The sequence below is a fragment of the Novipirellula methanifontis genome, from assembly GCF_052161655.1.
GTDB lineage: Bacteria > Planctomycetota > Planctomycetia > Pirellulales > Pirellulaceae > Novipirellula.
In genome coordinates, this window is sequence record NZ_CP197418.1 from 6,644,315 (window position 1) to 6,659,346 (window position 15,032).

10 protein-coding genes and 1 other RNA gene are annotated in these 15,032 nt (G+C 55.0%); 7 read left to right on the forward strand and 4 right to left on the reverse strand.

What is annotated here, in order from left to right:
* Positions 1–378 precede the first annotated feature (378 nt).
* The 7 genes from SH528x_RS23970 to ssrA all read left to right on the forward strand — a co-directional run bounded on the left by SH528x_RS23970 (position 379) and on the right by ssrA (position 10,294).
* Positions 379–1,566 (forward strand): hypothetical protein, encoded by a 1,188-nt coding sequence (locus tag SH528x_RS23970; RefSeq protein WP_442505975.1) that lies wholly within the window; start codon positions 379–381, stop codon positions 1,564–1,566.
* Between the two features lie 178 nt (positions 1,567–1,744).
* On the forward strand, positions 1,745–3,214 hold the full coding sequence (gene nusA / locus SH528x_RS23975; RefSeq protein ID WP_442505976.1) for a transcription termination factor NusA: 1,470 nt from the start codon (positions 1,745–1,747) through the stop codon (positions 3,212–3,214).
* Positions 3,215–3,876: 662 nt separating this feature from the next.
* Positions 3,877–6,870, forward strand: coding sequence for a translation initiation factor IF-2 (gene infB / locus SH528x_RS23980; protein ID WP_442505977.1), 2,994 nt, complete (start codon positions 3,877–3,879; stop codon positions 6,868–6,870).
* A 323-nt stretch (positions 6,871–7,193) separates the two neighbouring features.
* Positions 7,194–7,682, forward strand: a complete 489-nt coding sequence (gene rbfA / locus SH528x_RS23985; RefSeq protein WP_442505978.1) for a 30S ribosome-binding factor RbfA — start codon at positions 7,194–7,196, stop codon at positions 7,680–7,682.
* 89 nt (positions 7,683–7,771) lie between these two features.
* Positions 7,772–8,848 (forward strand): hypothetical protein, encoded by a 1,077-nt coding sequence (locus tag SH528x_RS23990; protein ID WP_442505979.1) that lies wholly within the window; start codon positions 7,772–7,774, stop codon positions 8,846–8,848.
* A 45-nt stretch (positions 8,849–8,893) separates the two neighbouring features.
* A complete protein-coding gene (locus tag SH528x_RS23995; RefSeq protein WP_442505980.1) occupies positions 8,894–9,637 on the forward strand; it encodes a YebC/PmpR family DNA-binding transcriptional regulator in 744 nt (247 codons plus the stop codon).
* Positions 9,638–9,916: 279 nt separating this feature from the next.
* Positions 9,917–10,294, forward strand: a transfer-messenger RNA (tmRNA) gene (gene ssrA, locus SH528x_RS24000).
* A 337-nt stretch (positions 10,295–10,631) separates the two neighbouring features.
* On the opposite strand, the gene SH528x_RS24005 is transcribed toward ssrA, so the two are convergent.
* From SH528x_RS24005 to SH528x_RS24020, 4 genes are all read right to left on the reverse strand, one after another.
* Positions 10,632–11,885 (reverse strand): DsrE family protein, encoded by a 1,254-nt coding sequence (locus SH528x_RS24005; RefSeq protein WP_442505981.1) that lies wholly within the window; start codon positions 11,883–11,885, stop codon positions 10,632–10,634.
* Between the two features lie 267 nt (positions 11,886–12,152).
* The gene (locus SH528x_RS24010; RefSeq protein ID WP_442505982.1) at positions 12,153–13,577 is read right to left on the reverse strand and encodes an MBL fold metallo-hydrolase; all 1,425 of its coding nucleotides are present in this window, start codon (positions 13,575–13,577) and stop codon (positions 12,153–12,155) included.
* Between the two features lie 34 nt (positions 13,578–13,611).
* Complete coding sequence (locus SH528x_RS24015; RefSeq protein ID WP_442505983.1) at positions 13,612–14,436, reverse strand: sulfite exporter TauE/SafE family protein; 825 nt, start codon at positions 14,434–14,436, stop codon at positions 13,612–13,614.
* A complete protein-coding gene (locus SH528x_RS24020) occupies positions 14,424–14,969 on the reverse strand; it encodes a rhodanese-like domain-containing protein (protein ID WP_442505984.1) in 546 nt (181 codons plus the stop codon). The genes SH528x_RS24015 and SH528x_RS24020 overlap by 13 nt, the downstream gene beginning before the upstream one ends.
* Positions 14,970–15,032: the final 63 nt, after the last annotated feature.

Genomic DNA, 15,032 nt, shown 5'->3' on the forward strand with positions numbered 1-15,032 from the left:
CGACAAAATCGTCAAAACCGCATCGCTGGCATCGATGCGATGGACTAGCTTGCGGAAAAAGACATGTTGCGTTTAGGCAACCAATGAACGTTTTGTGAACCTCGCAAGCGATGCGTCAATGCAACACGGTTCAGCGGTTGTGCAACAAAAACTCGAATTAAGTTCCGAGACGGTGATCGCTTAATACCCGCGGAATGACAAAGCTTTCTAATTTGGCCGCTTTCATGCAGCCCAAGGCAACCGGGAAACAGCAAAGCGTGAGGGATTTGCAACGACGTGGCTTGAGGTTTGCATTATCCGATAGCAGCTGACCTTGCTGCTTTCCCAATTCAAGTACACGGCCGGCGAACCACAGTCCCCTTGTCCCGGAGCCTACTCTTGAAAGTCATCCCCTCACGCCCGGCCATTCGGATCGCTAACGACACACTCGCCGTCGCAACTCCGGCGACCTATCGCTGGCATACCGCTCGCCGCAAAAAAACGACCTGCGTTACAACGCCGCCGCATCTTCGCCTGCTTGGACTGGACGACGCCGATAACGAGTCTCCCTCCGATCAAGAGCAACCGAACCGCGAGCAAGCAGCCACCGACTCAGCCACCGAGGTACAGAATGTCCCTCAATCGTTAATGGCTTCGATCCGCTCGACGCCTGAGCGAACCAGCGGATCGCTCCACTTTGACGCGACCTCGGTCGCCAACGATGCGGTAGGCCGAAACAAACCATGTGATGTTGAAACCGCTTCGCTACCGATTCGCCCAAGTCAATTCGACCTTAAAAACTACACTTGGTTTGGGCTATTCATTTTCATCGTGCTTGTGTTTTCAAGCATTGCATCGGCACAGTCGATCGCCGACGACTGCATGACCGTTTACTCAGGCGAACCTCGATTTAACACCAACTGGCTTGGCACGCTTCAACACGACGCAACCACCTTTTTTTCAGAAGTAGAGTTTCCTTCGTCACATCCGTTGCGATCTGATGTATTGCATTCTGGCTCAGTACACCGCGAGATGCACTCGTATTCGAAGCCACATTCGGTTCAGTTCTCTGCTGTGCTTGCAAACTTTGATTCCGACGTCGCAGTCGATGGCTGGGCGATACAACTGGCTGTCTTGGATCGCTTTGATCACGCGTTAGTAATGCCTGCGTTTGCACGCTTTGAACTTCGCCCTGACGATTTCCCAATCCATCCCTCGATACGTCGCCGGCGGCCGAGTACTGTGCTCGCAGCACCGATTCGCTGGTCCATGAAAGTTGCCTTTGACGAAGACGGGATTGCCCGCATCAAGTTGCCCGTGCGAGCATCGCAGCGCACAGCCTTGGGTTGGACATCCGGCAGCGAAGCCGGACTGGGGATGGCGAATTTGTCGACTTCGGTGCTTCACGCAAGAGCGATCCGCCCAGTCTTGGGACTGGGGTCCAACGACCCTCGCTGGCTAGCGACGGGAAAACCCTACGATTGGCGAGAATCGTTTGTCTATCCTGTTTCTGGAACCTTGAATGTGCGTCTTTCGATTGCATCGCAAGGCACGTTTGAGTCGACGATCCCCGTTAATTTGCGTTAACCTGCCGTCGTGTTCGAGGTGTCGCAAATGTGTTGGCGGGATCTCGATTGCGACGCTTAGTCTTGGTTGACACTGTCGATCGGGATCGATAACCTAGATTAAACAATCGAGCATTCGCTGTGCCCGGGCCCCTAAAGGTTCGGGCAGTTTTTATAGAGCCCCTATCGAAGCCACGACTATGAACCCTCAAGACATACTTCGTTACGTTGATTCGCTTCACCGTGAGAAGAACATCGACACGGAGCTTGTCTTTTCCGCGATCGAAGCAGCGTTACAAACTGCGGCGAAACGGCAATATGGCGAAGATGCCGATATCACTATCACCCTGAATCGCGACAACGGTCGCATCACGGCTAAGCACGATGGCGAAGAGCTCGGCGAAGACCAAATCGGTCGAATTGGTGCCCAAACTGCCAAGCAAGTCATCATCCAGAAAGTCAAGGAAGCCGAACGCGACTCCTTGATGGCCGAGTATCGCGAACAAGTCGGCCAAATCGTTGCCGGCATCATCGGCCGCGCCGATGGTGGCGTTGCAACAGTGAACCTAGGTAACGTCGAGGCCATTTTGCCTCGTAGCGAACAGATCCCAGGCGAGTCGCTGCATGCCGGCGAACGCGTGCGAGCCGTCGTCTTCGAAGTCAAGGCTGCGGGCAACCGCGTTCGCGTTGTGCTTAGCCGCACGCGACCTCAATTGGTACAACGGTTGTTCGAGCAAGAGATCCCCGAAATCTCCGAAGAAGTCATCTCGATCAAATCGATCAGCCGCGAACCTGGCTATCGCAGCAAAGTTGCCGTTAGCAGCGTCGATTCCCAAGTCGACCCGATTGCCGTGTGCGTCGGCTTCCGTGGCAGCCGCATCAAGGCGGTTCGCGAAGAACTGGCCGGTGAGCACATCGACGTGGTTCGCTATAGCGAAGACCCTGAGGTTCTGATTCCCAACTCGTTGCAACCTGCGACGGTCGAGCAGGTCTTGCTCTGTGACATGATCGGTCGTGCGATCGTGTTGGTACAAGAAGACCAGCTGTCGCTTGCGATTGGACGCCGCGGACAAAACGTACGCCTCGCCAGTAAACTATGTGGCTGGGATATCGAAATCATGACCGGCGGCGAGCTGGAAGAGCAAATCGAACGCGCCGTCACCGGTTTTAGCCAAATCGACGGTGTCACCGAAGAAATTGCTCAGTCGCTAGTCGAACAAGGCTACCTGTCGTACGACGACTTGTCCGTTATCGAGCCGGACTTGTTCATGGAAATGAGCGGATTAACCGCAGAGCAAGTCGACTTCATTGTCGATACGGCCGAGGCACGGGCAGAAGAAGCCGAGCAGGCTGCGGCGGAAGAGCGACGAGCTCGCAAAGACAAAGATCGCTTGATGCGTGAAGCCGAAGCCGCCGGAATCGCTGAGCCTAAAGCGGAAGCAACTCCTGAAGCAACCGCAGCTCCCGATGCGGCTGCAGCTCCTGAAGCAACAAGCGGTGAAGAACCTGCGGCGGAAGCCGATGCAGAATCCGCAACGGCTGAACCGGAAAGCAGCGAAGCGGCCACAGACGAAGCGGCTTCGGAAGATGAGACCACTGCAGATGACACAGCGGATGCTGTCGAGCCCGAAGCTGCAGACTCGGAGTCCTCCGCGACCAAGTCGAGCTAGCGGCATCAGCGGAATCGATCGTAGCGAACGTCACCAAGACGTTCGAAAATCGCATCGTTCCGGCTGAAAAGCGTCGCGAGCATTCGCAACCGAATGCCAAGGCAGTCACCTAACGCGACAGTATGTCAACACCCGTCAGGGTGAGGTGGGCTTGTTTTTTGCTGGCAAAGTCGTCATTGTTTGCCTCGTGAAGCGATGTAAAGGAGGTCGACGACGCTAAATTTTTCGGTTTGCGTCAGAATCTGGCAAAGTGCCACTCTCCGTCGGTCACTTTTTTCGTTATTCTTAACCCCAGACAGGGCCTCTCGCAGGTCCAAACGCATCACTTGAATCATTCCCCGACATCATTTTCCCCGTGTTTTATTCACTATATGGGGTCCAATGATGGCGATGGAGGAAATCATTTATGTAACTTCAACCACATTGAACGAATCGGTATGCCATCAATCCAGGTGTGATCCGCCAAACTTTATTTGATCACCTACAGTCGAATTAAACGCCACTTCCAAATCCGCGTTTATGACGACGACGTGTTAGTGAAACACGTAAAACGCAGGGTGTGTTCAGCAGAACGCTCTCCGTGTGAACTTTCCGTCATGTTGATAAGGAAAGTGTAGTTGGTCGTACCGATTCCTAAACGAAACTGACAGGACTTCTACCCCGTGCCCGCACGCATTTACGCGCTCGCCAAAGAACTGAATCTAGACAGCAAAGATCTCGTCGATATCGTCAAGAAAGTCGGTATTACCGGCAAAGGCTCGGCGCTTGCCAGTCTGACCGACGATGAAACACAGAAGGTTCGCGATCATCTCGCGGGCTCTGCCAAGCCTGCTGCTCCTAAGACACCTGTGGTTGCCAAGGCAACCACATCCACGACGGCCCCTGTTGCGGCGGTACGTGATTCGGTGGTTCCCGAGAAACGCAAACCCATTGCGATTCAAATCGGTCGACCTAACAAACCGAAGCCTGCCAGCGTAGGTGGCTCTAAGCCTGCCGCTCCGGCACCGATCCGTTCACCACGGTTCGACGATTCGCCCTCGAGCAAGAAAGCGGCCGCTGAAATCGCAGCGAAACCGCCTGCGGATCCTACGCCTGCCCAGCCCCCCGCACCGAAGACTCCGGCAATGCCCGCAGCAGATTCGGGTCGCCCATCCAAGGGTGGTGGCAAGCCAAAACCAAAAGACTCGTCGCAACGCAAAAGCGGCGTCAGCGGACTTGCCGCTCGCGTGGCCGACAAAATCGGATTCAACACCCGCACGATTCCAACCGGGAATGTCGATCGCAGTGCACCTGTGGCCGCGGTACGCCCCGATTCGGCAACGCCTAGCGGAGGCGGGATTCGTTCTTTGGATCGTCCTGCAGCCGGCGGCGGCGGAGAAAAACGAGGTTCAAAGCCAAAGCGTCGCGAGCCACGTATCAACGTCAAAATGGCCGCGCTCGGCGATGCCCCCGAAGCCGCGATTCCCAAGTCGGCACCGGGTGAGCCCAAAGCTCAGAAACCCGATATCAAACTAAGCAAAGACGTAATCGCCGGACACAAGCAAGGCATGAAAGCACCGCTTGAGCAGATCGCTCAAGATGATGCCGACAGCAAGCGTGGCGGTACTCGCAAGATTGGCAGTGGCGGTCTCAGCGGCTTCACCGGCGAAAAAGGTCACAAGGGTGGCAAGGGCCCCGAAGAAGAGGACAAGCCACGCAAAAAGGGACTCTCTGGCATGGCCAGCGCTCGAGCGGAACGCGCTCGTGGCGGTGGTGGCGGTGGCGGACGACGCCAACGAAACGATTCGTTTGATCGAGGTGGCGGACGCGAATCACCCTATCGTCGTCGCACCCTGAAACGCAAAGGCACCAATACGGCTGCCCCGCGTAAAGAAAAGATTCAACTCGAGCTGCCCTGCACCGTGCGAAGCTTCTCCGAAGCCGCCGGGGTTCCGGTTGCCCAAGTGCTGCGAACGTTGATGGGCATGCAGATCATGGTCAACATCAACGCACAAATTGATTTTGAGACCGCGGAACTTGTTGCCGCAGAGATGGATCTCGATATCGAACTGAAGGCTTCCGAGACGCTCGAAGAAGAGCTGATCACCGAGCTGGAAGAAAAAGAAGACTCCGAAGAATCGCTCGTAGCTCGTGCTCCGATTGTGACCTTCTTGGGCCACGTCGACCACGGCAAGACGAGCTTGCTCGATCACCTAATCGGGATCAACGTCGTCAGCGGCGAAGCGGGCGGAATCACGCAGCACATCCGTGCTTATGAAGTTGACAAAGACGGCCGTAAGGTCACTTTTGTCGACACGCCTGGTCACGCAGCGTTCACCGAAATGCGTGCTCGTGGTGCCAACGTGACCGACATCGCGGTGCTCGTCATCGCGGCAGACGACGGCATCATGCCGCAAACCGCTGAAGCAATTAGCCACGCGAAAGCAGCGGGTGTACCGATCGTGGTAGCACTGAACAAGATCGACCTTGAAGGTGTCGACGCCAACCGCGTGCTAACGCAATTGACCGAACATCAATTGACGCCAAGCGAATGGGGCGGCGACGTTGAAGTAATCCGAACCAGTGCCACGAAGGGCACAGGGATGGACGAGCTTCTCGAAACACTGCTGACGATCGCGGAAATGAACGAGTACAAGGCGAACCCAAACCGCAAAGCACTGGGAGTCTGTATCGAGTCAGAACAGCAAGGCGACCGCGGTGTGGTTGCAAAGCTGGTCGTTCAAAACGGAACGCTCCGAGTCGGCGATGTGTTGGTTTGTGGTCCGTCACACGGACGCGTGCGTTCGATCAAGAACACTTTAACTGGCAAGAACATCAAGGAAGCGGGCCCAAGTACCCCGGTCAACATCACTGGTTTGGACCAAGCTCCGGGTGCAGGCGATCGATTCCACGTACTCAAAGACATCGGACAGGCGAGAGAGATCGCAGAGAATCGCGAATCCAACTCGAGTCGCGAAAACTTGTCGGGCATCACCACCAAGGTCTCCTTCGATACCTTCCAAGAGATGCTAGCGGGCGGAAAGATTGGCATCGAGGATCGAGTCAAGTTGAACTTGATCATCCGCGCCGATGTGAAAGGCTCGCTCGAAGCGATTGAGAAAGAGCTCAGCAAGTTCGATCACCCCGAAGTCGAACTGCGAGTGCTGCAGAAAAGCGTCGGCGGTGTGTCGTTAGCCGATATCACACTGGCCTCGGCATCCGATGCCGTCGTGCTGGCGTTCAATGTGATTCCAGATGACCAAGCTCGCTCGATGGCGGATGAACGTGGTATTGAAATACGACGTTACCAAGTCATCTACAAGTTGGCGGACGACATCAAGGCGATGATCGAAGGTCGCTTGAAACCGGAAGAACGTGTGGTCGAACTGGGTCGTGCTCTTGTGAAGCAAGTCTTCCAAATCAGCCGAATTGGAACGATCGCGGGTTGTTACGTCGCTCAAGGGGTTATCCAACGTGGCTGCCGCATTCGTGTGAACCGGGACGGCCGAACGATCGGCGATTACCCGCTCGATACGGTGAAGCGAATCAAGGAAGATGTCAAAGAGGTACCACGTGGAATGGAATGTGGTATTCGCTTGAGCGGATTCAACGACATCAAGCAAGACGATGTCTTGGAAGCCTACCGCATCGAAGAGGTAGCTCGAACACTGGATTAAGCCACTCGCTGGCTCGGTGACGTCCGCCTACCGCGGCGTCACCCGTTCGATTGGAATTTTGTTTAATGGTGCTCGATATGTTCCGGACTGCCGCGTGCGACGGGACTCGAGTGCCCCCAGACGTGGGCAATGTTGGCCATTAATAATTTGCCGTTGCAGTCCGTGATGAGCGGATTGCGAATCATCCGTCAATCGAAACCTTGTGTTTGAGATAAGCGACACTCCGTCTGGCAGGTCGGCGCGATTCATATCCGTGTTTACCGCTTCGTGATCTTCCCTGCTTTACCCGATCATTTCCCCCTCATTTCTCAACTCCCTACTCAATGTCCCGTCGTTTACTTAAAGCTGCCGAAGCGATTCGCGAAGTCGTCGCGTCAACGATTCTGACCGAAGTGCGTGACCCACGCGTCAAAGACGTCACCGTAATCGGTGTCGAAGTCTCGCCTGATATGCGTGAAGCGAAGGTGTCCGTCAGCGTGATGGGGACCGAGAATCAGCAGGACCTTGCAGTCCGCGGCCTGCAGAATTGCGCCGGATTTTTGCAGAGCAAGATCGCCAATCGGATCGAAGCCCGCTACACGCCCAAATTGACCTTCAAGCTGGACAAGGGTTTGCAAAATGCACTGGTCGTTACCGAGCTGCTAAATAAGATAAAGCAGGAAAAATCAGGAAGTGCGCCGCCCGAATCGGACGAAGTCGAATCGGACGAACAGGAATCGCAGGAACAGGGCGAGTCAATCGATAGCCCCGAATTGCTTTCAGATCCAGAGCCATCGGGTGACGACGCTGCTCCACCTCGAGGGGACGTGTAACCCTCGGCCGCCAAAATTTGGCCAAGGACGGTCGCTCGCATTTGCCCCCCCAAAATTGACAACACCCAATACCTCACCATTGCCGCAAGATGTCTGCAAGTAACCGCGCTGCCCTCATTACGAAACTGTACTCTGCTTTAAAGAAGCACTACAAACCGACGCCGCCTCAACCGGCTCGCCCATTGCTTGAGCACATCCTGTACGCATCTTTGCTACAAGACTCGTCAGCCGAGCTGGCCGACGAAGGGATGGCAAAATGCGAGCAAGATTTCTTCGACTGGAACGAAGTTCGCGTCACGACGATCAGCGAATTGAGTCAAGTCCTCTCGCGATTGCCCGATCCGACCAAAGCTGCGACGCGGCTTAAATCGAACCTGCAATCGGTGTTCGAGGAATTCTACACGTTCGATCTCGATCATCTCAAGAAAGAGAACCTTGGCAAGGCGGTCGCCAAGTTCGAAAAGATGCCGGGCATGACTCCGTTTGTGCTCAGCTACACCGTTCAGCACGGTCTCGGCGGTCATTCGATTCCGGTTGATTATTCGGCAATGGTAATCTTGATGGTTACCGAGATTGCCTCGCAAACCGAAGCGTCGGCGGGCAAAGTCCCTGGCCTCGAGCGTGCGATTCCTAAGAGCAAAGGGATCGAGTTCTCGGATCTACTGCACCAAGCCGCTGTGGCACTGAACAACAACGCCAAAGACAAGAAGTCGCGATCCTTGGTCGATGACGTCGCCAAAGGATCGAGCAAGCGTTTGGACGAATGGCACAGCAGCAAGAAGGCTGCAAAGCAACGTGTCGCTGACCGCAAGGCCATTGCCGCTCAAGCCGCAGAGGACGAAGCTGAAGAACAACCGAGCGACCCTCCGAAGAAAGCCGGCAAAGCATCGGCAGATGCTGCGGCAAAAACTAAGAAAGCAAAGGGCGAGACGGAAGCTGCGGAAGCAAAAGCCGCTGCTGCGAAACCCAAAAAGTCCGCTACTAAGAAACCGTTGCCAACCAAAGCAGCCGAAGTCGCTGCGGAACGCACCGAATCCAAAAAGAAAGCGACTGGCAAAGATACAAAGAAAAAGTCCGCAAAGGCGAGCGCAGCAAGCGATGACGCCAAAAAGACGACTCCCAAAAAGTCTGCGAGTCGCAAACTTTCCAAGCGAAAACCGCGATAAGACAATTCCATTTCACTTCACTCTCAAGAACCTTTCTGAGCAAACATGGCTGGGCACTCAAAATGGGCGAATATCCAACATCGTAAAGGCCGTGTGGACGCCCAACGCGGCAAGATGTGGAGCAAGTTGAGCAAGGCGATTATTGTCGCTGCGAAGATGGGTGGCGGCGATCCCGAAGCCAATATCCGATTGCGAAAAGCGATCGAGGATGCCAAGGCGATCAGCATGCCCAAGGACAATATCCAGCGTGCGATCAAACGAGGAACCGGTGAGCTCGAGGGCAGCGAAGTCGAAGAGCTGCTCTACGAAGGCTACGGTCCCGGCGGCGTCGCGGTGATGTGCGAAGTGATGACGGACAACCGCAATCGCACCACGCCCGAGCTGCGCAGTATGTTTGGCAAATTTGGTGGCAACATCGGAAATACCGGTTGCGTTTCGTACTTGTTCGAACGCAAGGGTTTGTTCGTATTTGATCCCGAAACCGCAGACGAAGAAAAGCTGACCGAGATCGCACTGGAGAATGGTGGCGACGATGTCGAGCCACTTGATGACGGCAAGATCCAAGTCACGTGCAATCCCGATGTTCATCAAACGCTGGCGGACGCATTTGCCGCAGCCGAGCTTGAGCCGGAGATATCATCGATCAGCCAGATTGCTCAAACGATGGTTGAAGTCGACGGCTCGATGGCCAAGTCAGTGCTGCGATTGCTCGAAGCGCTCGATGATCACGACGATGTGCAGAACGTCAGTACCAACCTGAACATCACCGACGAGATGTTCGAAGACTAGCCGTTTCGTAGCGGAAGCCGTCAACGGCTTGTTGATTTAGTGAGCCGTGACGCGTCAGCGGCCGGGTCCCGCGCACTACCCGGTGCCTTACGGCCCACGGCTCACCGTTGCGATTTGCATTTGGATCAAATCAACAAGTCGTCAAGACTTTCGGCCAGCGTTGCTGTTCTGCCCCGTGATTTCACGTACCTCTTTCGTTCTCGAATTGTCAAACCAAATAAAGCTGCTAGAATACAACTTGCTTCGCGGATGTCGTATTTGATATCCGCACCCAGAACTGGGGGCGATCTGGATTCGACCGGACGTTTTGAAGCGATGGTTGCATGTCGTGGTTGATCAGTTGGCCACGTAAAAAGCTGATCAAAATTTTTAGTTGCAGACGAAAGTTTCGCACTGGCCGCCTAATAACAGGTAGCCCGGGCTGATGGGGGCCGCCAGAGTCGCCTGAATGCCCGTCACAATTCTGGATCGCTTGCCGTCCTACTCGAGACGCGGTGAGTTAAAAAAGATTCGAGTTAGCAAAACTTGGAGCCTGTCAGGCAGCGCCAAGTAGAGCGAAAAGTTTCCTTCGAGGAGACACAAATAGTTTGACTAAACATGTAGACGCTGTCGTGGATGCATCGCGGGACGCGGGTTCAATTCCCGCCGCCTCCATCAATTAGCCGCTTGCCAAATCCTGGCAAGCGGCTTTTTTATTGGAAATCACGTGATTTGCGGGGGTTTCTGGAGTTCGCCTATTCGCGGAACCTCTCGAATTTCCGATTAGGCCCCGGCTTGGAACGAAAATGTTCCGATAACAGCCGGTTTAGATGGACAAATGGCAACTCGAACAAGGCGGGATTGGAAGCCCGATCCCCGTGGTACTACTCGCGACAGATCGGCTGCGTGACGTCCAAGACGGGTAAGCTCCAGCAACACAAGTTCATTCTCGGCACCGACAAAAAGGTTGCTAAGACTCGCCTTATCACGACAGCAAACTTGACATGTCGGCGGTTCAGTCTTGCTGTCGTCCATCCCCAGGGACCTTTTTGGGAGAGTTCGGTAACTCATACGGAGTGTGTATTTCTTCCATACCATTCTTGATGAATCGGCTAACCAACTTTGCGTGTTCCTGAACCAACATGACCACGTAAGGATCATCGGATTGGTATTTGACCTTCATGCCTTTGTCCGTCGCTTCATAGGTCAGCGTGTAGTCTTCAGCATGCTTGATGAGTTCGACAAAGATCGGGTGAAACGTCATCGGTGGCAACGGATTGTTCCCGAGCACTCGGTCTTCCATCGCTGGGACATGCTCTTTCAGCATGTTCGCGATCGCTTCATCATCCGATTCGGTGATCGCCTCGGCTCCATCAGGTAGATTCTTGATGGTGCGTTTGATTTTGTCGCGATCAGCGAACATTGCGTGCAAGGTCGTCATGTCTCCTTGCATGCCTTGCATCGCACCGGGACCGCGGCCCATGCCTCCGCCCATACCAGGCCCATGTGCGTGATCTTCTTCGCTGGGCCTGTCTGCGTCCGTTGCAGCGACTGCGTCCAGTTCGGGTGAGGCGATTTCTGTGGCATTGGCGATGGGAAGATAGGCGTAACCATCGGCTTGAAGATTTACTACCGTTGTCATCGCCGAAACGGCGGTTTTGACAAACATCGCAACGTCGCTGGGAGCAGAGCCTTTCGAGATGAGTGACTGGCCACAAACGTAGAGATCAACGCCCGAATCACTTAGTTGTTGCAACAGTTTCAAGTTTGGATTGCCGTCGGTTTGAAATTTGGTCGCGTATGCGTCCGGATTCAGGACCGCCAGCGTTGCATCGCCATGAAAGACAACAGCGATTTGAGCGTCCACTGGTTCCGCTCCGCCACCGGCATAGAGATTCACAAACTTGGCAACTTTCTCCAGACCGGCGTTCAGCTTGTTTGCGTCGGAGCCACTTGTCAGATCGACCAACAACTTCGTGCCTGCACGAGGTTGCTGTGCGGCTGTGGGAAGCTGTACGACGCCTCCGTGATTCGCGATCGCTGGGTACGCAAGCTGTTGCGTCTTGTCCGCTTGGTCATTGTTAGCGACATGACGCCCCATCCCTCGACCTTGGCCAAACCCCGGTCCGCGCCCGCCACCAAAACCGGGGCCTCGGCCGCCACCAAATCCCTGACCACGTCGTTGTCCAGGTTGGTCTTGCGCGGACGTTGGTGCGATGGCGAGTACGCCAAAGAAGAGAACGGTAAACAATGCGATGGTGCGGCCCATAAGATGGCTCCATTGGGAAGGTTGAAAGTACGTGATTCTTCGTTACTCGGTTAACGAGCGATATGTTCTACTTGGTCGTTCTGATCGCCATCATCGGGCGTGCCGGATTCAGGTGACTTGGAGTCGGAGTGTGGGTCCACCGCACAAGAACCGCTCAGTCACGGCCTGAATCCGAATTTAGGCAATACCCAAGCGTTCAAAACGAACCAGCCCGCGGTAAAGCGATCATCAGTAGTGCTTCTTTCATCGTGATGGCTTCCAATCGATTTAGCTGCTCATCGCATGCTGCGATTTCACACTTGGCAGATCTGCGTTTTTCCAAGCGACGTAGCCACCCGTCAGATTGACAACGTCCTTGAATCCGGCGGCTTGCAGGACACTCGCCGCGATAGCCGATCGGCCACCGCTGCGGCATTGAACGACCAGTTTTTCATCGCGTGAAAGTTCGTCCAGATACTTAGGCAAACGGCCGAGGAACCGGTGTGCAGCTTGCTCGATGTGACCTTCGTTCCATTCTTCGTCCGACCGAACGTCGATCAGCTTCACTTCGCCCGATTCGATACTGTTCGATAGGTCCGCGGGGGTGCCAGTCGAGTAAACCTCGATCGCCAATCCACTTGATCGAATTTCGCTTGCATTGAAAGCACCCGCGACTTCCTCCACGCCGATCTTATGCAACAGCCGTGCTGCTTCTTCGAGCTGATTGGGTTCACAAATCAGGTAAGTCGGCCGATCGTAATCCACCAACCAACCTGCCCATGCCGAAAGCATCGACAATGGAATGTTGATTGTGCCAGCCACGTGACCTTTGGCGAATTCGGGCGACGGAGTGAGGTCGACGACTGTGCCGGACCGGACTGCGTCCGCCAAACCAGCGACGTCAAGCATTTCGTGGTGATGTCCCGCGCCAAGAATCCGTGGACCTTCTTTGTTCACTCGCTTCATCACTGCGAAATACTTCGGTGCCTCCGGTTGGTCGGCCAGGATGTACCGAACAAACTCGTCTTCGTCGTTGAACTGAAGGGCGGGATTGAACAACTTCTCGTACCCAACTGTTGACGATGGAATCGCACCGAGACCTTTGCCGCAAGCACTGCCAGCACCGTGAGCGGGCCAGACTTGCAAGTATTCGGGCAGCGACATGAATCGCTCTGCCGACTTGAACAGATCGCGGGCACCGGGTTCCGCCGTGTCCATCAAACCAGCGGCTTCTTCGAGCAAGTCGGGCCGACCGATCGAACCGACAAACACGAAGTCGCCCGTAAAGATCCCCATCGGTTTGTCGGCACCACCGCCCTGGTCGGTCAGCAGGAACGAAATGCTCTCGGGTGTGTGCCCAGGCGTGTGCAAAACGTCGAACCGAATGTTCCCGATCATGAAGTGCTCCCCATCGTGCAACAATTCGCTGTCGTAGTCTTCCAGGTATTGGTACTTCCATTCGGCCGGCCCTTCGTCGGAAACGTACAGCTTCGCGTTCACCCGTTCGGCTAGTTCGCGGGCGCCCGAAACATAGTCGGCATGAATGTGCGTCTCCGCGACCGCGACGATCTTGATGTCCTCCTTCTCTGCCATCGTAAGGTACTGCTCGATGTCGCGTCCTGGATCAATGATGACTGCTTCTTTGGCCCGCTGGCATCCGACCATGTAGGAAGCGTGAGCGAGCTTTTCGTCATAGAAATATTTAAGCAACATGATTCGGTTCTCCAACCAATTAAAACGATATTTCTTATAGGATCACTGACTTGAAAATCACAAAGATCGCAACCAACACAACCGCGATCGAAAACGTCTTTTGAAGCGTCGGACCCTTCAATCGCTTGGCGACGATGCCGCCCAGCCACATGCCTGCAAAACCTCCGAACATGAATTGCAGTGTTGTTTCTAACGACAGTTCGTTGCCGTTCGCCAAGTGCGACGCCACGCCGCTGATGCTGACCAAAACGATCACGAACAGCGACGTCCCAACGGCTTGATGAATCGCCATGCCGCTGAAGATCACCAGCGCCGGAACGATCACAAAACCACCGCCGACACCGAACATGCCCGACAGCACACCCGTCATCAGCCCAACCAACGCCAACAGGCGTGCACATCGCGACGTCAGTCGAAGCTTGCCATCGGCGTCGCGCTGACATGCACTTCGATCTGGCCCCGGTTCGCTTTCGGTGGGGCACACGCCGCTCGGCAATATTGGATTACAAGCCTTCGCCCACATCCGCTGTGCGACGAAAAACATCAGCACCGCGAACATCACCAACAACAGGTTCTCGGGAACAAGCGTCGACAGATAAGAGCCGACCGGAGCCCCCAACATCCCAGCCACCGCGAATAGCAACCCTGTTCGCAGCTCAACTTCACCTCGAACGATTCGCGGCACCGCACCAAACAGAGCAGTGCCACCGACCGAGGCCAGTGAGATACCGACCGCCTCGCGAGGAGCAACCGCCAATCCGTAGACCAGCAGCGGTACCGCGAAGATGCCGCCGCCCCCACCGGTAAGCCCCAGTGCGAAACCGACGATACAGCCGAACAGGATGGCTAGGCCGAACATGAGCCTCCGTCCTCGCACTGATTCCAGGGCATCCCAGCAATCGTCGACGCCATGGGGCAATAGCCACTTGCTCCGGCGAACATCAGCCCGGCACCGACAAAGGCCGACAGGCCGACGAAATACGGATGAACAAAATACGCCAACACAACGCCAAGCAACACCAAGAAACCAGCTGTCAATTGCACTTGCTGCATCAGCGGGAACGACTTCTTACCTCGCACGACTGGCAATCCCGCCTTGTCCCATGCGGTCGTGCCACCTTCGACGTTGACGACGTTTTCAAAACCGGCGTCAATGAACTTCTTGCAGGCTTGCCCCGAGCGATTTCCGCTGCGACAGATCACATACAACGGCTGATCGGCCGAACCGTTTCGCGATTTCATCACAGCATTTGGATCAAGTGAGTCCAATGGAACGTTGTGAGCACATTCGGCATGAATCTCACGAAACTCCGTCGGCATCCGAACGTCAATGACGTCGACGTCACTCCGAATCTGTTCATCCGCCAATCGTTTTACATCAATCGTTTGCATCAAATTCTCCCGTGTGGTGCGACATTGCGCCGCAATATCGTAATGTCGCTATGCGACGACATA